A 20,402-nucleotide genomic window follows, 5' to 3' on the forward strand; every position below is an offset into this window, starting at 1 on the left:
GGCGCGGAGCGCGGACGGTCACAGTTCGTCGAGGGAAATCAGGCCGTCCTGCACCGCGCGGGCAACCAGGGACGCCTTGGTCGGTGCGGAGCGGCCGACCTGGCTGTACTTCGCGCGGATACGGGCGAGATGCGTGTTGACCGTGCCGATCGACAGGTACAGCTCGGCCGCAACGGTGTTCTTCGAATCGCACCGCAGCCAGCTCAGCAGGACCTCGATCTCACGCGGTGACAGCTGCGGTCGACGGAGGGGTCGGGGGGCACTGTGCACGACCGCCGGAATGTGCGGACGACGGTGATGCGGATCGAGTGCGATTGTCATGTCTACCCCCTGGGACGAAGAGGGGCCGCGACACGGATGTCGTCGGACCCCCCACTGCGATCTGAACCTATACGGCGTACGAGGTGCCGCCCAGACCGAACTTCCGTGCCCCGAGAAGTAGGGGCAGGGCGGTGCGGACACCGGCTAACCCGAATCTCCGCCGGCCGACTCGACCGGTCGGCCGTCGTGCCCGAACTCGCTTCGACGAATACTGTCGGTGTAGCTGGACAGGATGGTCGCCATCGCGGCTCGACCCGGCGGCAGGATCCGCACCGTCACCCGGCCGTCGCGTGCGGACGTCAGTTCGGCGGCGACGCTGTCGAGGAAGCGCCGTTGCGCGTCCGTCGGTGCGGTGTCCATGGCCCGGTCGTCGAGCAGGATCACCTCGACTCCCCGGGCGCGCGCCGTACGAGCGGCGGCCACGACAACCGGGTCGGCCATCGACGGAGCTCGGACGCTGTCGCGCAGGTGTGCTTCGAGCAGTCGGCACGCCAGCCGGGTGTCGGCGTCGAGGGGCTCGCCGGCCGCGATCCGCGCGAGCAGTGGGCGGGCCTGCTCGTCGAGGCGCCGCAGCTGCCGGTCGCGCTCCTCGAGGATCGCGGAGTCGGCCGCCTCCGCCGCCACCCGCCGGGTGGTCTGGTCCCGCAACGTGTAGATCTGCCGGGCCGACGGGCGGAGGGTGAACGCGAAGAACGTCGCCATCAGCAGCGGCGCCAGGTTGATGGCCGTCATCCCGAGACCGAGCGCCGCGCCCTGCCCGGTCAGCGTCGTCCACACCACACAGGTGACGATCATCGACAGCATCCCCAGCCACGCGTAGCCCGGACGGCCACGGACACCCATGAACGCGTAGATCGCGGTCGACGCGGCGAGGGGCCACGTCTGCATCGGATTGGCCTGGGGGATGGGCAGCACGCCGAGCACGAGCGCACACGAGACCGGGCCGACGGCAGTCAACGCCCACGTCGGCCGGATCGGGATCGGGTCGCCGGGGATCCGGACGAGGGCGACCGCGCCGAGGCTGACGATCACGACAGCGAGCACGACCGGCCAGAAGACGTCGACACCTTCGCGTGAGACCACGGCGAGCATCAGGAACGTGGCCGAGTAGAACGCGACGATCGAGTCGGCGGCGGGCCCGTGCATCCCGATCAGGGACTGGACATCGCGGGAGTTCCGCAGGATCGGTTCGAGGCGATCGTCGGGTATGTGATGCGGGCTCACGGCATCGCCCAGGTGAGGTTGACGTGGGTGCCCTTGCCGGGCGCGGAGTCGACGCGTCCCGAGCCGCCGGGAAGCCGATTCATCCGGCCCACGATGCTGACGGTGAGGCCGAGCCGGTGAGTGGGAACCATCCTCGGATCGAAACCGCGCCCGGTGTCGGCGACCTCGACCACGAGGGCCTTCGGGGCGACGCGCACCGTCACCGCACGCGTCGCGTGGGGGCCGGCGTGCTGGATGCTGTTGCGAAGCGACTCCGCGAGGGCGGCGCCGACGGCACGGACGGCGTCCACCGGCATGGTCAACGCATCCGCTCCCGATGCCTCCCGGACGTCGAGTGTCACGGCGTCGTCGATGTCGCCGGCGGCCGCACGCAGGTGAGCGACGATCTCGGTCGCTTCGAAGCGGTGATTCGGCCCTGGACCGGCGCGCAGCGCGTCGAGTTGACGCAGGGTGGCGGAGGCCTGGGCGCTGAGTCTCGGCGTGGCGCCCTGCCGTGCCGCCGCCAGGAGCGTGGACATCACGCCGTCGTGGATCAGTGCGTCGAATCGAGCGTGTTCGACATTGCGGGCGTGGCTCGCCGCCGCGGCCGCCGCGGCCGAGTGGGTGGCCTCGAGCGTCGAATCGAGGACCCGGCCGGTCCGCAGCGCCATCACCGCCGCACCGACGAACAACGTGCAGAACATGATGGAGAAGGCGATGTCCGGGACGAGTGGGTTGGTGACGTCCGGGTCACGGACGACATGGTTGAAGATCTGGACGCCGGTGCACGCGACCACCATGTGCACGAACACGAGGATCGGCCGCCACGCCGCGACCGCGGCCAGGCTGGCGAGCCCGGGGAAGGTGGACAGCCAGACTCCCAGTCCGTTCGTCAGGGGCGGGCCGTTCCACGCGAGCAGTCCGGTCGGAATGGCCACCAGGAACGCCACGGCGGCAGCGGCGCCCGCGATTCCCACCGCTCGGGTGTCGCGCAGCAGCGACGACACCCCGAGCACGAGTCCGGACCCGAACACCGCGACCACGGCGGTGGGTGTCCACCACATGTCGAAGTGGTCGGCCTGCGTGACGATGGACGGAGCCAACAGCAGCAGGTAGAACAGGTAGCCGGCACTGGTGAAGACGGCGAATATGCGCAGAATTCGGTCTGTCGCCTCACGGTGCCCGGCGACAGCGGTGGTCATCCGCGGTCGTGGCGATGGGGGACGGGCAACCACCCGTCCTCGACTGCTCGCTTGTAGAGCTCGGTCTTCGTCCGGGCGGGACGCCCGGCCTCGGCGTACTTGGCGCGGATCCGCGCGAGGTAGTCGTTGACGGTGTGCGGTGCCAGGCCCGTGAGGCTGGCGACGCGCGCCGCCTTCTCCCCGGACGCGTACAGCGCGAGGACGTCACGTTGACGCGGGCTCAGCCCGACGTCGAGCAGGCCGGGATCGCCGTCGATGGCGGCTGCCCACTCGGTCGTCACGACCTGCTCGCCGCTCGCGGCCGCGGTGATCGCGGCGATGACGGTGGCGGTCGGCTCGGACTTGCGCAGGACGCCGAGGACGCCGGCCTTCGCGGCCAGGCGAACGAGGTAGGGATCCTCGGCGCTGGTGAAGACGAGGGCCTCGAGGCCCACGGCGCGCAACTGCTCGACGTTGGAGGTCGGCGACGACCCGTCGGCGAGGCGCAGGTCGAGGATCACCAGATCCAGTTCGCTACCCGTTGCCAACAGTTCGGGCACCGTCGGCGCGGACGCGGTGATCGTCAGGTTCGGATGGCCGGACAGCATGGCCTCGAGTCCCATCACGACCGACTCGTGGTCCTCGACCACGCCGATCCGGCGCGGCAGCACCACGGACGAGGTCGAATCCCCCGCGTCCGCCGATGTCTCGGTCATGTTCCCCCTCACGCACTGACGGACGTCGGTCGTGGTGCGTACCGGGCCCGCCCCACTCTGGTCCGGCGTTGACGGTAGCAGTTGAACGCGCCGTGGACCGCTGTCGGCCACGTCGATTGCGGTGAGACAACTCGCAGCCCCCGGTCGGATGTGGTGGGCCTGCACCCGCCGGCCGGAGGCGATCCGGTCGGCCGCACCGAACGGTGTTCTCCGGGTTACACACATCTCCGGCGAGGGCCGTGTCCCGAAAGTCGGGGACAGCGCTCGCCACGTGAACTGGACGATCGCTCGGGCCGAACTGGACAGATGACCTGAATTCGCGACGGAGCGATTCGCCGCTGTGGTGGATACTTCGCATCGCGGCGCCGGTGGCCCTCGTGCAGACGCGATTTCGAGGCGCCACCGACGGCGAAGTCGCGACCCCAGAACGCGTTCCGGACACACGAAACGAGCCCGCCGAGCGGGTGCACGTCACCAGATCCGAAGACCGACTCCGAACCCCCGACCGGGGCCGACGAAAGCTGGGCACCGATGAACAAGCAGACCAAGGGCACCGCCGCCGGGTGGACCGATGCGAACGGCGCCATCGACATCACCACCTTCAGGGCGGTTCCCGGTGACGTCGTCACCTACAACGCCACCTGTGAAAACCCTTGTGCACACAGCTTCTCGGCCTGGTACACGGTGTTTCGGCGTGGATCCGCGTTGTGCGTGCGGGAAGACCTGTGTGCACAGGGGTTTTCGCACCGGGCAGGGGGAAGCCCCGGCCACCCTGGGCCGGGGCCTTCCCGTCGGGACCGTCAGGAGCCGAAGTCCAACCCGGCAGAGCCGGTGCCGGGGCCGGTGGTCACGCTCGACACCGTGACGATGTGCGGCGTGGACGCCGCTGCCCAGGTACTCCGCGGTGATCGTGTCCACGCCGTCGGTGTTGAAGGACCGGTTGGTCGTCGCGACGCCGTCCACCACCGCGATCGGGCTGCCGAGCGCGACGCCGTCGTCCCGGAACTGGACGCTTCCGGTCGCGGCGTTCGGGACGACCGTGGCCGTCAGCTCCATGTTCGTCCCGGTGACGACCGCGTCGGCGCCGGAGATGGCGATGCTGGTCGGCACCTTCTCCGCCGCGGTGACGGTGACGGTGAACGCCGCCGACGTCGAGGTGGCGAAGCCGGTGTCGCCGGAGTGGACGGCGGTGATCTCGTGGGCGCCCGCCGTGGTGAAGGGGTGGTTCAGCACCGCGGTGCCCGCGGCGACGGTGACCGGTGCGCCGATGGAGGTGTCGCCGTCCGTGAACTGCACGGTGCCGGTGGCGTCCGCCGGGGCGACGGTGGCGGTCAGTTCGACCGAGGTGCCGGTGGCGGTGGTGGCGAGGGCACTGACGGTCGTGGTGGTGGCCACCGCTTCCGCATCGTGTTCGAAGTCGAGCGCGAAGTCGGGGTCGATGCTCCCGTTCTGGGTCTCGTTGCCGGCCTCGAGCAGCATATCCACCACCAGCATCACCTTCGCCCATTCGCCGGGCGCCAGGTGGATGCTGCTGAGTTCGGTGCCGGGCTCGGCGAGGTTGTTGACCAGGTCGACCCTCTGACCGCGCGCGTCGTTGATCTCGGCGCGCACGTAGGCCTGCGTGTTCTCGGAGGTGCTCCAGTTGCCGAGGTACACCTGCAGCCGGCCGCCACTGGTGCCGTCGTTCCTCGCGTAGAACGTGGAGGTGGCCTCACCGCCCGGGACGAGGTCGCCGGCCAGTGCCGGGATCTTGTCCAGGCCGCCCAGGTGGCGTTGTCGGCGGAGTACCACTGGAGATGGTTCGGGTCCGCGTACGCGGATGCGGGCATCAGCACAGGGGCGTACACCGCCAGGAACAGTGCCGCGACCACGCCGCCAACGACAGTGGTCAGCCGGCTGAGGGTGCCCTGTGTGTTGATGGTCGAATTCATTGAGGCAGCGCACGGTGGATCTGTTGATCAAGCGTCCAGATCGGTCGGATTTCTTTGTCGGAGTAGCCGATAGCGGACATTCGCGGATCGCGCTGGTCCGGACCCGGTGTCCGATTGGTGGCGGACGTGGCGTGAGAGGTAGGGTGTTCGGGGATTTCGGGATGCACACACCGACCCCGCAGACGGAGTGCGACATGAGGAGGTGAGGCTTGAAGTGACGAGCCAACCTCCCAGTACCTGCCGAAGTCGTCGCTGAACCGTAACGGTTCCCCCTTCGCGCAGCGGCGATTTCGCGACAGCCACACCGCCCGACCCTTCGTCGGGCCGTCCGTGCCTCTCCTCATGCGAAAGCCGTACCCATGATGCGTGACATGCGCCCCTTCCGGCCCCTGCTTCCCCGCCGCGCCGCCGACCCCATTCGCGACACGATCGTCCCCGAGCACTCGATGGCGCCCCACCCGGCGCCGCCGCGCACGGTCGGAGCTGCCACCACGGTCGCGTCGAGCGTCGTCAACAGCGGTGTCTACCGCGACGGGTGCCGGACGGAAGCCCCGCCCGATCTCTTCGAGGAACTGCGCACACTCCCCGACGAGACGTCGATGGCCTGGATCGGTCTGTACCGGCCCTCCGCGGATCAGCTGCTGGACGCGGCCGAGCAGTTCGGGTTGCACGAACTGGCGGTCGAGGATGCGATCGTCGCCCACCAGCGTCCCAAGCTCGAGCGGTACGGCGACACCCTCTTCGTGGTGCTGCGCGCGGCCCGCTACGTGGACGAGAGCGAACGGGTCGATTTCGGTGAGCTGCACGTGTTCTGCGGACCGACGTTCGTACTGACCGTCCGGCACAGCGAGTCGCCGGACCTGTCCGCGGTCCGTGCGCGGATGGAGAGCGACCCCGAACTGCTGCGGCTCGGACCGGAGGCCGTCCTCTACGCGATCCTCGACGCCGTGGTCGACGGGTACGCGCCGGTCGTCGCCGGTCTGCAGAACGACATCGACGAGATCGAGACCGAGGTGTTCAGCGGCGACCCGAAGGTGTCGCGGCGCATCTACGAGCTCACCCGAGAGGTCATCGAGTTCCAGCGCGCCACCAAGCCGCTGCTCGGCATGCTGTCCGGGTTGTCCGCCGGTTTCGAGAAGTACAAGACGGACGAGGAGCTGCAGCGGTACCTGCGCGACGTCACCGACCACGCGACCACGGTCGTCGAGCGGGCCGACGGGTTCCGGCAGTTGCTCGGCAACATCCTCACGGTCAACGCCACGCTGGTGTCGCAGACCCAGAACGAGGAGATGTCCGCGCTGACGCAGGCCAGCTACGCGCAGAACGAGGAGATCAAGAAGGTGTCGGCGTGGGCCGCGATCCTGTTCGCGCCCACCCTGATCGGCACCGTGTACGGCATGAACTTCGACAACATGCCCGAGCTGCACTGGGCGGGTGGGTATCCGTTCGCGCTCGGGATGATGGCACTGATCTGCGTCGGCCTGTACACGATCTTCAAACGTCGCGGCTGGTTGTGAGCGCTCCGCGCCCGTGAGTCCTTCCGGTCCACATGGGGGCCGAAAGGACTCACGGGTGCCGCAGGCGCCTCAGTTCTGCTGCCGGCCCTTGCCGGTGATCTTCCTCCACTGCGTGGTCGCGAGGTACCTGACCAACAGGCCGTAATTCCTGAGCTTCTCCATGGGTGTCCCCCTCATGTCGGTGAATCGCCGTTTTTCCGCCCGGAACTTGACCACAGTTCGGGGCCGCCAGGCAATAGTCTGAAGTGACCTTGTAGTCACCGAAGAGTGAGGAAGTGCGATGAGTGATCACGTCTACTCCATCACCGAGGTCGTCGGTTCGTCGTCCAAGGGGATCGACGACGCCGTCGCGCAGGCCATCGCCCGCGCGAGCGAAACGGTCCGCAATCTCGAGTGGTTCGAGGTGGTGGGAACGCGGGGACACATCGTCGACGGCAAGGTCGCGCACGTTCAGGTGACGTTGAAACTGGGCTTCCGTCTCGACGCGCCCTGACGCGCGTCCCCTCGCCAATCGGCGCGGTGTGGGTCAGGATGGGGTCGTGGACCTCCCCGTGCGCCCGCCCGTGCAACCGATGCTCGCCAAGGCGGCCGCCGCCGTGCCCGAACAGCCACCCGAGGGTGAACCCGTGTGGTCGTACGAGCCGAAGTGGGATGGCTTCCGCGCCATCGTCTTTCGTGACGGCGACAAGGTGGTGCTCGGCTCGCGCAGCGGCAAGGACCTCGGTCGGTACTTCCCGGAGATGCTCGATGCGGTCCGTGCGGAACTGCCCGAACGTTGCGTCCTCGACGGCGAACTGGTCGTTGCGCGGGAAATCGGCGGACGCACCCGGTTGGACTGGGAGGCGCTGTCCGAACGGATCCATCCCGCCGCGAGCCGGGTCGCGCTGCTCGCCGAGCAGACGCCCTCGCAGCTGATCGGGTTCGACCTGCTGGCGCTCGGCGACGACGACCTGACCTCGGTGCCGTTCGCGCAGCGTCGGTCCGCGTTGCTCGACGCCGTCGGTGGTGGTCCGTCCTGCCACGTCACGACGGCGACCACCGACCCCGCCGTCGCCACCGAGTGGTTCCACGCCTTCGAAGGCGCCGGCCTGGACGGTGTGGTCGCGAAAAAACTTGCAGGCCACTATGTTCCGAACAAGCGCGAGATGATCAAGGTCAAACATTCGCGCACCGCGGACGCGGTCGTCATCGGGTACCGGCCGCACAAGAGTCAACCGGGGATCGGGTCGATGTTGCTCGGCCTGTACCAGGACGGCGACCTGCGGATGATCGGCGGCGCCTCCGCGTTCACCGCAGCCAAGCGCATCGAGTACCAGGAGATCCTCGACCGGCACCGTGTCGGGGAGGACGTCGTCCACGACGGCGAGGCCACCCGGTGGGCCGCCGGACGGGATCGGCAGTGGGTGCCGCTGCGTCCCGAACTGGTGGTCGAGGTCGCATACGACCAGATGGAGGGCGACCGGCTGCGGCATGCCGCCCGGTTCCTGCGGTGGCGTCCCGACCGTGACGCGGACAGCTGCACGTACGAGCAACTGGAGGTACCGGTGCGGTACGACTTCGCCGACGTACTCGCGGGAGGCAAGTGATGGCTGCCAAATCTCCTGCGGTCGAACTCGACGTCGACGGCATCGAGGTCCGGTTGTCCAGCCCCGACAAGGTGATGTTCCCTCAGCTCGGCCCCGAGGGCGGGACGAAACGTCATCTCGCCGAGTACTACCGGTCCGTCGCCCTGTTCGACGGAGGCGGAATCATGACCGCGCTCGGTCAACGGCCGACACACCTGCAGCGGTTCCCGGACGGCATCGAGGGCGAGGAGGTGTACCAGAAGCGGATCCCGGCGAAACGGCCCGAGTACCTGGCCACCTGCACCGTCACGAACCCGAACGGCCGCACGGCCGACGCGCTCCTGGTGCGCCGGCCCGCCGACGTCGTGTGGGCGGCCCAGATGGGCAACGTGACCTTCCATCCGTGGCCGGTGCGATGCGCCGACACCGACCGACCCGACGAGCTCCGCATCGACCTCGATCCGCAGCCCGGCACCGGGTTCGCCGAGGCTCGGGGCGTCGCGCTCGATCTGGTGGTGCCCCTGCTCGACGAGCTCGGGCTCGTCGGATACCCGAAGACGTCCGGTGGCCGGGGTGTGCACGTCTACGTGCGGATCGAACCGCGCTGGGACTTCGTCGACGTCCGGCACGCCGCGATCGCCTTCGCGCGCGAAATCGAACGCCGCGACCCGTCCCGCGTCACCACCGCGTGGTGGAAGGAGGAACGCGGGGCCCGAATCTTCGTCGACTTCAACCAGACCGCGCGCGACAAGACCGTCGCCTCCGCGTACTCGGTGCGCAAGACGCCGCGGGCGACGGTGTCGACGCCGGTCACCTGGGCCGAACTCGCCGATGTCGAACCGGACGACTTCACCATCGCCACGGTGCCCGATCTGCTCGCCCGTCGCGGTGACCCGGCCGCGGACATAGACGAGGTCGCGCACTCCCTCGACGGACTGCTCGAGATGGCGGCGCGGGACGCCGCGAACGGACTCGGCGACCTGCCCTACCCGCCGCAGTACCCGAAAATGCCCGGAGAGCCGAAACGCGTGCAGCCCAGTCGGGATCGGGACCGCCCACAGCAGCTCGAGTGAGAAGACCCGACGGCTCCGTTCACCGCGCTGGACCCCGGGTCCGGCAGTAGGCTGCCGAACAGGTGAACAGCCGAGAGCCGGTCGCCGACCGGATGCCCACCGGCACCACCAGGACGGACGTCGGTGGGTAGGGGCCGTTCGAACGCGCGGGAGGGTGTGCGATGACCGGAAGTCCAACTGTCGGAACGAACGAGGCGATCCTGCGCATCGCCAAGGACGTGTGGTGGGTGCTGCTCGTGCGCGGCATCCTCGCGATCGCGTTCGGTATCGTCGCGCTCGTCTGGCCCCACGTCACCGTCCAGGTGCTCATCGTCGTCGTCGGTGTCTTCTGGATCGTCGACGGCCTGGTGTCCGCGGTCCGCGCGATCCAGGCCCGCAAGGTCGTCACCAGTTGGGTCTGGTGGCTCGCGGGCGCGTTGGTGTCCGTGATCGCCGGCGTCGTCCTGTTCGTCTGGCCGGATCTGACCGCGCTCGCGTTCGCCTACGTGATGGGCTTCTGGGCGATTCTCGTCGGCATCCTCGAGATCATCGGCGCCTTCCAGGTGATGGCCAACGGCGGCCAGTGGATCGGAGTCATGGTCGCCGGTGTCCTCTCCCTCCTGTTCGGTCTGTTCCTCGTCATCTGGCCCGGCTCCGGCATCACCGGCCTGATGTGGCTCGTCGGAATCTTCGCGCTCCTGTTCGGCGTGTTCTTCGTGGTCGGCGCCTTCCAGGTGCGATCCGCGGCCAAACGCGCCGGCGTGGCCTGACACCCGGAGGCATCTGCTTCCACAGGCTCGGCTGCACGGGGCGGCGTCACGGGTGCGGCGCCGCCCCGTGCAGCCGCGAGAACCCCGACCTGACCGTCGGCGATTCGCCAAACGCCGGCGAATCGTGTGTCAATGGGGCGCCCGACCGCGTGGGGGCGTCGGGTTGCACAGACTGTCGATGTGATGGGAACGGAAATGGGTATGCGTTCGAACGGGCGGAACGGGAAGGGGGGCCGCTGGTCGCGGCGGGTCGCGGTGACAGTGGCAGCGGCGACGACGCTGGGCGCGGCGTTGACGGTGCCGACGCAGGCGGCTCCGCTGGTCCCCGGCGGCCCGGACGTGCAGACGTTCGAGCTGCCGCAGTTGCCGGGCGTGCAGTTGCCGCAGATTCCCGGTCTGCCGGTGCCGGCGCAGGCGGTTCCGTCCATCGGTCCGGCGAACTTCTCCACTCCGCGGCTGAACCCGTCCGAGGGCGAGGTGGTGGGGGTCGCGCAGCCGATCGTCATCTCGTTCGCCGAGGCGATCGCCGACCGCGCCGTTGCCGAGCGGGCCATCCGGATCACCACGACACCGAAGGTCGACAGCGGCCACTTCTACTGGATCAACGACCGCCAGGTCCGGTGGCGCCCGACCCAGTTCTGGCCGGCGAACACCGACGTCGTCGTCGAGGCCGGCGGCGCCCGGTCCGCGTTCCACGTCGGCGAGGCCGTGATCACCACCGCGGACGACGTCACCAAGCAGATCACCGTCATCCGCAACGGTGAAGTGGTCAAGACGATGCCGACGTCGATGGGCAAGCCGGGGCACGAGACGCCGAACGGCACCTACATCGTCGGCGAGAAGTTCCGCGACATGTACATGGACTCGTCGACGTACGGCGTTCCCGTCGACTCCCCGGAGGGCTACCGGACCTACGTCGAGTACGCGACGCGCATTTCGTACAGTGGCATCTTCGTCCACGCCGCACCGTGGTCGGTGAACCAGCAGGGCTACAGCGACGTCAGTCACGGCTGCCTGAACGTGAGCACCGAGGACGGCAGGTGGTTCTTCGAGAACGCCCGCAAGGGCGACCCGGTCATCGTCGTGAACACCAGCGGCGGAGTCCTCGACGGCCACGACGGTCTCGGCGACTGGAACCTCTGAGGCGGCCGCGCCGCCTGCGCGCGAGTTCGGTAGTCCTGGCTACCGAACTCGCGCACGGGCACGACGCGATACCGGGTGCGTCGACACCTCTTCTCGCCGCCCTGCAAACACCGCGCAACGCGGTACGCTCGGGCGATGACGGGTCTTGCATACGCACAGCCGATTCCCGCGGCCGAGCGCCGCGCGGCAGGTAAGCGCCAACGGACTAGCGTTCCCCGCACCTCCCATGCCCGGTGGGAGCCGGCCGCGGACCGGCCCGATCCCGTGGTCGTGCTCGAACAGCAGAACTCGCTGCGGGTGCCCGACCTCGTCCCCCTGCGCTACGAACGGATGCTGGTGTCGCCGTTCACCTTCCTGCGTGGCTCGGCCGGGATCATGGCGTGGGACCTCGGCAACGGGCCCCGCACGGATCTGATGGTCGAGGCGTGCGGTGACGCGCACCTGGCGAACTTCGGGTTGTTCGCCGCGCCCGACCGCCGACTCGTGTTCGACCTCAACGACTTCGACGAAGTGCACCGGGCACCGTTCGAGTGGGACATCAAGCGGCTCGCCTCCTCGCTGGTCGTCGCGGCGTTCGACAACGGGCACACCCCCGAGGACGCCCGCTCGGCGGCCAGGTCCGCCGTCCAGTCGTACTGCGAGACGATGCGGCGGGCGGCCGGTATGACGGCCCTCGACATCTGGTACGCGCGCATCGAGGTCGAGGCCGCGTTCGCGCAGCTGCGCAGCGAGTTCAAGAAGTCGCAGCTCGGAGCGGCCGAAGCGGTGCTCGCGAAGGCGGAGCGGCGCACGCAACTGGGCACGCTGAAGCGGTTCGCGCAGCAGACCGAGGTCGGGCTGAGGATCAAGGAGGAGCCGCCGCTGATCGTCCGGTTGCCGTACGAGCGGCAGGCCGAGGCGACCCGCCTGCTGACCGACGCGTTCGAGGACTACCTGGAGACGTTGGCGCCGGATCGCCGACAGCTGGTGCGGCGGTACAGCTTCCAGGACATCGCCCGCAAGGTTGTCGGGGTCGGCTCCGTCGGCACCATGTCCCTGATGGCGCTGTTCGTCGGCGACACCCCCAACGATCCCCTGTTCCTCCAGATCAAGGAGGCGCAGCGGTCCGTCCTCGCACCCTTCGTGCGGGATCACCACTACCCGGACCAGGGGCAGCGGGTGGTCGAGGGTCAGCGGATGATCCAGAGCGCCTCCGATCCGTTCCTGGGTTGGTTCACCGGAACCGGACCGCTCGGTCGCAACTTCTACGTCCGTCAGTTGCGCGACAAGAAGGGCGGATTCGACATCGCGACGATGCGGCCCAAGGGGATGCGGGTGTACGCCCGCCTGTGCGCCGTGGCGTTGGCGCGGGCCCATGCCCGCACCGGGGACCCGGCCGCGATCGCGGGCTACCTCGGGTCGGGGACGACCTTCGAGGATGCGATCGTCGAGTGGGCGGTCGGCTACGAGAAGGTGAACCGCGCCGACTACGAGCGGGTGAAGGCCAGCCGCAGTGGTGCACCTTCGGACGCCTGAACGTCCGTAAGTGCACCACTGGGCAGTGCCCACCTACCAGATCTTGACCCGCTGGTCCGGATCCAGGTAGAGGGCGTCACCGGGGCGGACGTCGAAGGCCTCGTGGAAGCTGTCGAGGTTGCGCACGACGCCGTTGCAGCGGAACTCCGGCGGTGAGTGCGGATCGACCGCGAGCCGGCGGATCGCCTCCTCGTTGCGGGCCTTGGTGCGCCACACCTGCGCCCAGCCGAAGAACACCCGCTGCAGACCGGTGAGTCCGTCGAGTTCGGGTGCTTGCGCGCCGCTCAGCGCGATCTTGTACGCCTCCAGGGCGATCGACAGTCCGCCGAGGTCGCCGATGTTCTCACCGATCGTGAACTCGCCGTTGACCTTGTGGCCGGGCAGGGCCTTCGGTTCGAACTGGTTGTACTGCTCGATCAGTGCCGTGGTCCGCTTGCCGAACTCGGTGCGGTCGTCGTCGGTCCACCAGTCGACCATGTTGCCGTCACCGTCGTACTTGGCGCCCTGGTCGTCGAACCCGTGCCCGATCTCGTGGCCGATCACCGCCCCGATGCCGCCGTAGTTGGCGGCGTCGTCGGCGTCGGCGTCGAAGAAGGGCGGCTGCAGAATCGCTGCGGGGAACACGATTTCGTTCATGCCCGGGTTGTAGTAGGCGTTGACGGTCTGCGGCGTCATGAACCACTCGTCGCGGTCCACAGGTCCGCCGAGCTTCGCGAGGTCGCGGTCGTGCTCGTGCGCGTAGCCGCGCCGGAAGTTGCCGAGCAGGTCTGCGGCGTCGACCGTCAGGGCGCTGTAGTCGCGCCACTTGTCGGGGTATCCGATCTTCGGGGTGAACTTGTCGAGCTTCGCCAGGGCGGCCTTGCGTGTGTCGGTGCCCATCCATTCGAGCTCGGAAATGTTGCGGCGGTACGCCTCCTGCAGGTTCGCGACCAGCTCCTGCATCCGTGCCTTCGCCGCCGGGGGGAAGTGCCGCTCGACGTACAGCTTGCCGACGGCCTCGCCGAGCAGGTCCTGCACCAGCGACACGCCGCGCTTCCAGCGCTCCCTGTTCTCCTCGGTGCCCGACAGCTTCCGGCCGTAGAAAGCGAAGTCCTCCGCGACGAGCGCTTCGGTGAGAAACGCGGCGCGCGAGTGGATCACCTTCCACGCCGCCCACTCCTGCCACTGGGCGAGGGGCCGTTCGGTCCACAGGGCGGTCAGGGAGGTCAGGAAGCTCGGCTGTCGGACCACCAGTTCCGCGAACGCGGCCTCGGTGCCTCCGAGGCCGGAAATCCAGGCGGCCCAGTCGAAGCCCGGGTTCTCCGACGCCAGGTCGGTGAGGGTGTACAGGTTGTAGCTCAGCTCCGCGTCCCGTCGCCGGACCACGTCCCAGTGCCCGGCGGCGACCGCCGTCTCGAGGTCGAGGATGCGCCGGGCCGCGCCTGCCGGGTCGGGCCGGCCGGCGAGCGTCAGCATCGCTTCGACGTGCGCGAGGTACGCGTCCCGGATCTCGGCGTAGGAGTCCTCGCGGTAGTACGACTCGTCCGGCAGCGAGATGCCGGACTGGGTCAGGTGCACCAGGTAGCGCGCGGAGTTCTTGGCGTCGGTGTCGACGTAGTTGCCGATCAGCCCGCCGACACCGGTGCGCTGCAGGCGCCCGAGCAGTGCCGCGAGTTCCGTGAGGTCGGTGACGGCGTCGACGGCGGCGAGTTCGTCGGCGATCGGACCGAGACCCGCGGCCTCGACGCCCTCGGCATCCATGAACGAGCGGTACAGGTCGCCGATGCGCTGCGCGTCCGTGCCCGGCGCGCCGTTCTGTTCGGCGGCCTCGGTGATGATTGTGCGCACGTCGATCTCGGCCTGGTCGTAGAGAGTGCGGAAGGCGCCGTCCACCGCGCGGTCGGCGGGAATCTCGTACGTGTCGAGCCACTGGCCGTTGACGTGGACGAACAGGTCGTCCTGGGCACGGACGCCCGTGCCGAGATGGGTGAGGTCGATTCCGGAACGAGTCATGCCCTCCATCATGGCCGCTCCGCGGCCTGTGCGTGATTCTGGTGGCCCCAACCACCGAAATCACGCACAGGCGCAGCGCCTACACGCCGATGTTGATGGCGCCGCGGTAGCCGTCGGCGGTCTTGACCACCGTCACCATCCCGGACTCGTCGAAGATGGTGTCGGTGGAATTGTCGACGTTCTGCTCGCGGCCGGTGTGCTCGTCGTACGGACTGGTCGCGTAGATCTCGTCGAGCAGATCCTCCTCGAAGAACAGCTGCGTGGTCAGCACCGTCTTCGTGTCGACGTGCACCTTGAGGTGGATGTGCGTGGTCCGGCCCGGGTACCAGCCCGGGAAGATGGTGGTGAACGTGGCGACGCCGTTGCTGTCGGTGGTCTGCGCGCCGCGCAGGTAGGTGCCGTCGTCGGTGGTGGTCGCCTCGATGTCGCCGACGCTGTACGAACCGTTGGAGGTTTCGCCGGACGCCTCGCCGCCGGGAGCACCTGCGCCGCCCTGCGGCGCCTGACCGCCGGTCGGAGGCCGACCCGACGGCGGGGCGCCGTTCGCGCCGAGGGAGCCGGACTCGAAACCGGAGTACACGCCGCCCGCGTCGCAGTGCCAGATCTCCACGACCGCGTTCGCCACTCCGCCGCCACCCTCGGGGGTGCAGGTGGCCGCCTCCTGCACCCGCAGGGCCAGCTCGAACGTCGTGCCGGGCCGGTCCTCACGGATGTCGTTGCGGATGGAATCGACGTCGAACCAGTACGGCCCCTGCGTCTCCTCGAGGCTGGTCACGCACTGCGGTGCCTGCGCCAGCAGTGCCATGACGTCCGAACTCGCGGGGGCAGACCCCGAGGCGCCGGATCCGGTGGTCGCGGCGGCTGCCGACGTCGACGAGCTCCCGGACGATCCGTTGCCCGCGCACGCCGCGATCAACCCGCTCAGGCCGACGGTGCCGCCGAGGGCGAGCGCCCGACGGCGGCTCACCCGGGCCCGGCTCTGTTCGACGTCCTTGTTCACGTACCACTCCGATCGATCTCGTTGTGGTGTCGATCCTGACCGAATGCGCTGGGAGGGCGCTTGGATGAATCCGTGGAGTGGCTGTGAGGTTCCTCAGCGCGGAGCGGGAGTGAGGGTGATGGAGAACTGGTTCTCGACGTTCTGCCGGAACTCGTCCTCGCACCGCTGGACGGCAGCGCTGTCGTTGCCGGCGTCCCGCAGACAGTCGACGAAGTCGCGGCCGCCGATCGTGTTGAAGATGCCGATTCCGACGACCACCAGCACCACGGAGACGACCACCGCCAACACGCCGAGGATGATGCCCGCCAGCGACACTCCACCGTTGGTGGCGAGCCGCTTCCGGTACCGTGACCGCCCCATGATGCCGAGGATCACCGCGAGGACACCGAGCACGATGCCACCGACGATGGTCCAGACGGCGAGGAGGCCGAGGACACCGAGGATCAGTGCCGCGATGCCCACACCGTTGCTGGGTGGCGCAGCGGGCGGATACCCGCCGGGGTACTGCGGGGCGCCGGGGTACGGGTACTGCTGACCGGGATAGGGCTGTTGGCCGCCGGGGTACTGGGGCGACGAGCCGGGTGGGCCGTACTGAGGCGACGAGCCGGGTGGACCGTACTGCGGTTGCTGGCCCTCGGGGGTCTCTTCGGGAGGCGGCGGATTCGTCATCGATGCTCCTCCTGACACGCGGAGTCGACCGGGCACGCGAGGCGCCGGACGGTGCCCCGCCCTCGCAGACTAGCCCGGTTTCCGACCGTGTTGTCCGAATCGTCGAGCCCCGGCGCGACTCAGAGCAAATGGACGCTGGCCTGCGTGCGGGTGAGAACGACCCCGGATGTGTCGACGAGCTCGGTGTCGACCAACGCGAGGCGCCGTCCGGCGCGTACGACCCCGGCCCGGACGCGCATCGGACCGCCGTCGAGAGTGGGGGACCGGACGAAATCGATCCGCAGATCCAGCGCGCGGTAGTGCTGCCCCGCGGCGGTCAACGTCTGCGCGGCGAGCCCGGTCAGCAGGTCGGATACCGAGACGAGGTTGCCGCCCTGAACGGTGCCGAGGTAGTTGGCCATCCACGGCCGGGGCTCGAACTCGGCGATCACCTCACCGCGGTCGACTGCGGTCAGTTCGACGCCGAACAGTCCGGCGAGCGGACCGCGCGCGACGGTGCCGGCGGCGATCGCGCGCACGATGTCGAGTCCGTTCCGGTCGGCGAACTCGCTCGGATCGCTGCCCGTCTCGGGAACCGGGACCGGCAGCGGCTCACCTCCGAACACCGCGTCCGCGTGGGTCGCCCCGCGGGTGACGACGACGGAACGGGCGGTGAGCACGGCGAGCGTCTGCCCGTCGGGTCCGGTCAGCTCGCCGGCGGACAGGCCGATCCCCGCGTCGGGATCGAGGTGCTCGACCCGTCCGCGCGCCGTCACGACGCCGTGGTCGGGCAGCGGCGCGGCCAGTACCGCGGTGATCTGCGACAGCACCGTTTGGGTGTCCTCGGGCAGCGTGTGTGCCACGGCGCCGCCCGGCACGCCGTCCACCAGCGCACCGAGTGAGCCGAGGATGGTACGACCGCGATGATCGTGAAACCGGGGGCCGACCTCCTGGGTGAACTCGACACGACCCGGTTCGACCGCCACGGGACGACCACCCATCATGGTCAGCAGTCGGTCGATTCGCGGCCCACCGGTGGAGGTCATGGCCACTTTTCTATCACCCGGCTCCCGAGCGCGACGCCGCCGGGGAGTTGCGCGCACCACAGCGCCGGGCCCGCGACAGCACCGTCACATCGCACCGCGATTGCGGCGCCCGCGTCCTCGCCGTCGAACCGGGCGGCACGAACTGCCCGCCGGCGGGGGGACCGGGTGGACGGCATGTCGGTTGTCCGGGCCTCGCAACGCGGGCAGGGTGACGGCATGACGATCATCGGTGGGCTCTCGCCCGCAACGCTTCTCGACACAGCCCTCGCCGAGGCCCGGGTCGGCCTCGGCGCCGGAGGCATCCCGATCGGTGCGGCGTTGTTCGCGGCCGACGGCACCGTCCTCGGCCGCGGTCACAATCGGCGCGTGCAGGACGACGATCCGTCGGTGCACGGCGAGACCGATGCCTTCCGGCGCGCGGGCAGGCAGCGTGACTACCGGAACACGATCATGGTCACCACCCTCGCGCCGTGCTGGTACTGCAGCGGACTCGTCCGGCAGTTCGGGATCGGCGCGGTCGTGATCGGGGAGAACCGCACCTTCACCGGCGGCGAGGACTGGCTCCGCGATCACGGGGTCGAGGTCGTCGTCGTCGACGACGACCGGTGCACGGCGATGATGACCGAGTTCATCGCCGCCCGCCCGGAGTTGTGGAACGAGGACATCGGCGTCGCCGACCTGTGACCGACCACGCGGCGCGCGATGACCAGTCCGATCCCGACCGTGGACATCCCGACGTGGCGAGCCGACGGCGCCGCGGCCGACGCGGTGCGCCGGGCCGTCGACGAGAGCCCTGGAGAAGGCTGGCTTCCTGCGCGTCGCCGGGCACGGTGTCGACCCGGACCTCACGGCCGCGCTGCGCCGCGGCCCGAGAGCGCTGCCGAGGTGACGGCGCGGAACGCTGTCGCGGCCGGGCCTCAGCCGCCGAGGCGGGTGTGCATCTCCCAGACGAGGACCTCGGCGGGCTGGTCCGTCGCGGTCAGGCGCTGCCCACCGGTCGCGGTGAAGCGGACCGCGTCGCCCTCGCTCAACCGTCCCGCGTCCTCGAGGTCCACTGCGCCCTCCGCGACGAACAGGTGAAGGTAGGGCGACTCCGGCAGGGTGACGCTGTCTCCGGGACGCATCCGCGCGACGTACAGGGCGGCGCCGGCGTTGTTGATGCGGATCGCGGAGTGACCGCGATGCTTGCGCATCCCCGACGCCACCGGCACCAGTCCGCCGCGGATCAGTTCGTCCTCGACCTCGAGCTGTTCGTAACCGGGGGTGACGCCGGACTCGTCGGGCAGCACCCACATCTGGATGAAGCGCACCGGATCGGAATGCTCCGGCACCTGCGACCCCGTGAGTCGCCACGAATCGTTCTTCTCGGAGTGCAGGATTCCGGTGCCGGCGCTCATGCGTTGCGCGAGACCGGGATAGATGACGCCGGAGTGCCCCATCGAGTCCTGGTGCACCAGCGAGCCGCGCAGCACCCACGTCACGATCTCCATGTCGCGATGCGGGTGGGTGTCGAAACCCTGGCCGGGGGAGACGGTGTCGTCGTTGTTGACGAGCAGGACACCGTGGTGGGTGTTGTCGGGGTCGTAGTGCTGGCCGAAGGAGAAGGAGTGCTTCGAATCGAGCCAGTCGACGCTGGTCGCGAGCCGGACCCCGGCGCGCCGGACGTCGACGGGTGGGGTGATCGCTGCCGTCATGGTGCCTCCTTCGCACAACTTCGTTCTTCAACATAGTCAGGCCCTCCGCTGTTCCCCCCGGGTCGTGACCGCTCCGATGTCTGAACGTGCCGTGGAAGGCGTTCACCGATCCGCTGGATGCGCGGAATCCGGCGCGACGATCACGCGTGACGGTTTACTTGTGTCATGCCGTCGGCTGCGTACGACTTCATCGTGGTGGGTGCGGGCTCCGCGGGGTGCGCGGTGGCCGGACGACTGGCCATGGAGTCCTCGGCGACGGTGCCGGTCGCCCTGCCCCGACGAGGTGTCGCATCGCTTCGTCGCGGCCGCACGTGCGGCAGGCGTCCCCGACACCGACGATGTCAGCGGTCCCGAACTCGACGGTGTCACGATCAGTCTCGTCACCATCCACCACGGTCAGCGCTGGAGCACGGCGCGTGGCTACCTCGATTCTCGGAAGAACCTGACCGTCGTCACCCGAGCCACGGTCAGTCGGTTGATCATCCGAGGCGGTCGTGCCGTGGGTGTCGAATACTCCCGTCGCAGAATGAGCCGAGCCTTCGCGAGCCGGGAGATCATCTTGAGCGCAGGTACTTTCAGAACACCGCATCTCCTGCAACTCTCGGGCGTCGGCCCGGCGGATCACCTCCGCGGCGTCGGGATCACTCCCGTGGTCGACAGTCCCCGCATCGGCCAGGGACTGACCGACCACCCGCCCGTGTGGAATATCTGGGCTCTGGCGCCAGGCCATGTCGGGTTGGCGGACGCCGGCAAACCGACATGGTTTCTGCAGTGGCTGTTGCGCAAGCGCCGCAAGCTCGCCAGTAACGGCGGGGAAGCGCTGGCTCACATCCGTTCGGAGCCCGAGCTTCCGGCATGCGATTTCCAGTTCATCGTCGCTCCCGGCGATGCTCGCGCCGATCCCAGGGGAGGGACATCGAGCTTCTCCGCGTCCGCGGTGTGGAGGGCCTTCGCGTCGCAGACGCCTCGGCGCTGCCCGTCATTCCCCGCGCCAACACCAACGCTCCCGCGATCATGGTCGGAGAACGTTGCGCGGACTTCCGGCTGAACGGTCGTTGAAGTCGCGTGCGGAAGCGTCGCGTGAACATCGCCCGTACGCGGCACGTTC

19 protein-coding genes and 1 pseudogene are annotated in these 20,402 nt (G+C 69.1%); 10 read left to right on the forward strand and 10 right to left on the reverse strand.

Features of this window, described 5'->3' with window-relative positions; genetic code table 11:
• Nucleotides 1-18: 18 nt before the first annotated feature.
• From ACFYVR_RS08995 to ACFYVR_RS09015, 5 genes are all read right to left on the reverse strand, one after another.
• Nucleotides 19-321 (reverse strand): response regulator transcription factor, encoded by a 303-nt coding sequence (locus ACFYVR_RS08995; protein ID WP_387471847.1) that lies wholly within the window; start codon nt 319-321, stop codon nt 19-21.
• A gap of 144 nt (nt 322-465) precedes the next feature.
• Nucleotides 466-1,545, reverse strand: a complete 1,080-nt coding sequence (locus ACFYVR_RS09000) for a hypothetical protein (protein WP_387471849.1) — start codon at nt 1,543-1,545, stop codon at nt 466-468.
• Nucleotides 1,542-2,726 (reverse strand): sensor histidine kinase, encoded by a 1,185-nt coding sequence (locus ACFYVR_RS09005; protein ID WP_387471852.1) that lies wholly within the window; start codon nt 2,724-2,726, stop codon nt 1,542-1,544. The genes ACFYVR_RS09000 and ACFYVR_RS09005 overlap by 4 nt, the downstream gene beginning before the upstream one ends.
• Nucleotides 2,723-3,421, reverse strand: a complete 699-nt coding sequence (locus ACFYVR_RS09010; protein WP_387471854.1) for a response regulator transcription factor — start codon at nt 3,419-3,421, stop codon at nt 2,723-2,725. Before ACFYVR_RS09010 ends, ACFYVR_RS09005 begins: the two co-directional genes overlap by 4 nt.
• 471 nt (nt 3,422-3,892) lie before the next feature.
• Complete coding sequence (locus ACFYVR_RS09015; RefSeq protein ID WP_387471856.1) at nt 3,893-5,212, reverse strand: Ig-like domain repeat protein; 1,320 nt, start codon at nt 5,210-5,212, stop codon at nt 3,893-3,895.
• A gap of 586 nt (nt 5,213-5,798) precedes the next feature.
• Between ACFYVR_RS09015 and ACFYVR_RS09020 the strand changes: the two genes are divergently transcribed.
• From ACFYVR_RS09020 to ACFYVR_RS09050, 7 genes are all read left to right on the forward strand, one after another.
• The gene (locus ACFYVR_RS09020; RefSeq protein ID WP_387472034.1) at nt 5,799-6,869 is read left to right on the forward strand and encodes a magnesium and cobalt transport protein CorA; all 1,071 of its coding nucleotides are present in this window, start codon (nt 5,799-5,801) and stop codon (nt 6,867-6,869) included.
• Nucleotides 6,870-7,149: 280 nt separating this feature from the next.
• Nucleotides 7,150-7,362: a dodecin gene (locus tag ACFYVR_RS09025; RefSeq protein ID WP_387471858.1), complete on the forward strand. Its 213-nt coding sequence runs from the start codon at nt 7,150-7,152 to the stop codon at nt 7,360-7,362.
• 46 nt (nt 7,363-7,408) lie between these two features.
• Nucleotides 7,409-8,455, forward strand: a complete 1,047-nt coding sequence (locus ACFYVR_RS09030; protein ID WP_387471860.1) for an ATP-dependent DNA ligase — start codon at nt 7,409-7,411, stop codon at nt 8,453-8,455.
• On the forward strand, nt 8,455-9,507 hold the full coding sequence (locus tag ACFYVR_RS09035; protein ID WP_387471862.1) for a DNA polymerase domain-containing protein: 1,053 nt from the start codon (nt 8,455-8,457) through the stop codon (nt 9,505-9,507). Before ACFYVR_RS09030 ends, ACFYVR_RS09035 begins: the two co-directional genes overlap by 1 nt.
• Before the next feature lie 161 nt (nt 9,508-9,668).
• Nucleotides 9,669-10,256, forward strand: a complete 588-nt coding sequence (locus ACFYVR_RS09040) for an HdeD family acid-resistance protein (protein ID WP_387471864.1) — start codon at nt 9,669-9,671, stop codon at nt 10,254-10,256.
• A 195-nt stretch (nt 10,257-10,451) separates the two neighbouring features.
• A complete protein-coding gene (locus ACFYVR_RS09045; RefSeq protein WP_387472037.1) occupies nt 10,452-11,399 on the forward strand; it encodes a L,D-transpeptidase in 948 nt (315 codons plus the stop codon).
• 135 nt (nt 11,400-11,534) lie between these two features.
• Nucleotides 11,535-12,914 (forward strand): DUF2252 domain-containing protein, encoded by a 1,380-nt coding sequence (locus tag ACFYVR_RS09050; protein ID WP_387471866.1) that lies wholly within the window; start codon nt 11,535-11,537, stop codon nt 12,912-12,914.
• A gap of 33 nt (nt 12,915-12,947) precedes the next feature.
• Here ACFYVR_RS09050 and ACFYVR_RS09055 read toward each other — a convergent pair whose 3' ends face one another.
• The 4 genes from ACFYVR_RS09055 to ACFYVR_RS09070 all read right to left on the reverse strand — a co-directional run bounded on the left by ACFYVR_RS09055 (nt 12,948) and on the right by ACFYVR_RS09070 (nt 17,600).
• Nucleotides 12,948-14,915, reverse strand: coding sequence for a M13 family metallopeptidase (locus tag ACFYVR_RS09055; protein WP_387472039.1), 1,968 nt, complete (start codon nt 14,913-14,915; stop codon nt 12,948-12,950).
• A gap of 70 nt (nt 14,916-14,985) precedes the next feature.
• The gene (locus ACFYVR_RS09060; protein WP_387471868.1) at nt 14,986-15,906 is read right to left on the reverse strand and encodes an intradiol ring-cleavage dioxygenase; all 921 of its coding nucleotides are present in this window, start codon (nt 15,904-15,906) and stop codon (nt 14,986-14,988) included.
• Between the two features lie 93 nt (nt 15,907-15,999).
• Nucleotides 16,000-16,575: a DUF4190 domain-containing protein gene (locus tag ACFYVR_RS09065; protein ID WP_387471870.1), complete on the reverse strand. Its 576-nt coding sequence runs from the start codon at nt 16,573-16,575 to the stop codon at nt 16,000-16,002.
• A 119-nt stretch (nt 16,576-16,694) separates the two neighbouring features.
• The gene (locus tag ACFYVR_RS09070; protein ID WP_387471872.1) at nt 16,695-17,600 is read right to left on the reverse strand and encodes a PaaI family thioesterase; all 906 of its coding nucleotides are present in this window, start codon (nt 17,598-17,600) and stop codon (nt 16,695-16,697) included.
• Between the two features lie 216 nt (nt 17,601-17,816).
• Between ACFYVR_RS09070 and ACFYVR_RS09075 the strand changes: the two genes are divergently transcribed.
• A complete protein-coding gene (locus ACFYVR_RS09075) occupies nt 17,817-18,284 on the forward strand; it encodes a nucleoside deaminase (RefSeq protein WP_387471874.1) in 468 nt (155 codons plus the stop codon).
• Nucleotides 18,285-18,517: 233 nt separating this feature from the next.
• Here ACFYVR_RS09075 and ACFYVR_RS09080 read toward each other — a convergent pair whose 3' ends face one another.
• Nucleotides 18,518-19,294 carry a pirin family protein gene (locus ACFYVR_RS09080; protein ID WP_387471876.1) on the reverse strand — a complete coding sequence of 259 codons (777 nt, stop codon included), beginning with the start codon at nt 19,292-19,294 and terminating at the stop codon, nt 18,518-18,520.
• 76 nt (nt 19,295-19,370) lie between these two features.
• On the opposite strand from ACFYVR_RS09080, the pseudogene ACFYVR_RS09085 reads away from it, so the two are divergent.
• Together ACFYVR_RS09085 and ACFYVR_RS09090 are read left to right on the forward strand one after the other, a co-directional pair.
• Nucleotides 19,371-19,928, forward strand: a pseudogene (locus ACFYVR_RS09085) (GMC family oxidoreductase N-terminal domain-containing protein); the annotation flags it as partial.
• Nucleotides 19,929-20,149: 221 nt separating this feature from the next.
• Entirely contained in the window at nt 20,150-20,353 is a 204-nt protein-coding gene (locus ACFYVR_RS09090; RefSeq protein ID WP_387471878.1) for a GMC oxidoreductase, read from the forward strand.
• Nucleotides 20,354-20,402: the final 49 nt, after the last annotated feature.

Source organism: Rhodococcus sp. NPDC003318 (genome assembly GCF_042879035.1).
Taxonomy (GTDB): domain Bacteria; phylum Actinomycetota; class Actinomycetes; order Mycobacteriales; family Mycobacteriaceae; genus Rhodococcus_G.

Coding starts and splice junctions, on each gene's coding strand:
- ACFYVR_RS09005 (WP_387471852.1), bottom strand. CDS start 2,726: ATGACCACCGCTGTCGCCGGGCACCGTGAGGCGACAGACCGAATTCTG.
- ACFYVR_RS09045 (WP_387472037.1), top strand. CDS start 10,452: ATGGGTATGCGTTCGAACGGGCGGAACGGGAAGGGGGGCCGCTGGTCG.
- ACFYVR_RS09035 (WP_387471862.1), top strand. CDS start 8,455: ATGGCTGCCAAATCTCCTGCGGTCGAACTCGACGTCGACGGCATCGAG.
- ACFYVR_RS09065 (WP_387471870.1), bottom strand. CDS start 16,575: ATGACGAATCCGCCGCCTCCCGAAGAGACCCCCGAGGGCCAGCAACCG.
- ACFYVR_RS09025 (WP_387471858.1), top strand. CDS start 7,150: ATGAGTGATCACGTCTACTCCATCACCGAGGTCGTCGGTTCGTCGTCC.
- ACFYVR_RS09020 (WP_387472034.1), top strand. CDS start 5,799: ATGGCGCCCCACCCGGCGCCGCCGCGCACGGTCGGAGCTGCCACCACG.
- ACFYVR_RS09090 (WP_387471878.1), top strand. CDS start 20,150: ATGCGATTTCCAGTTCATCGTCGCTCCCGGCGATGCTCGCGCCGATCC.
- ACFYVR_RS09075 (WP_387471874.1), top strand. CDS start 17,817: ATGACGATCATCGGTGGGCTCTCGCCCGCAACGCTTCTCGACACAGCC.
- ACFYVR_RS08995 (WP_387471847.1), bottom strand. CDS start 321: ATGACAATCGCACTCGATCCGCATCACCGTCGTCCGCACATTCCGGCG.
- ACFYVR_RS09040 (WP_387471864.1), top strand. CDS start 9,669: ATGACCGGAAGTCCAACTGTCGGAACGAACGAGGCGATCCTGCGCATC.
- ACFYVR_RS09070 (WP_387471872.1), bottom strand. CDS start 17,600: ATGACCTCCACCGGTGGGCCGCGAATCGACCGACTGCTGACCATGATG.
- ACFYVR_RS09010 (WP_387471854.1), bottom strand. CDS start 3,421: ATGACCGAGACATCGGCGGACGCGGGGGATTCGACCTCGTCCGTGGTG.
- ACFYVR_RS09055 (WP_387472039.1), bottom strand. CDS start 14,915: ATGGAGGGCATGACTCGTTCCGGAATCGACCTCACCCATCTCGGCACG.
- ACFYVR_RS09080 (WP_387471876.1), bottom strand. CDS start 19,294: ATGACGGCAGCGATCACCCCACCCGTCGACGTCCGGCGCGCCGGGGTC.
- ACFYVR_RS09050 (WP_387471866.1), top strand. CDS start 11,535: ATGACGGGTCTTGCATACGCACAGCCGATTCCCGCGGCCGAGCGCCGC.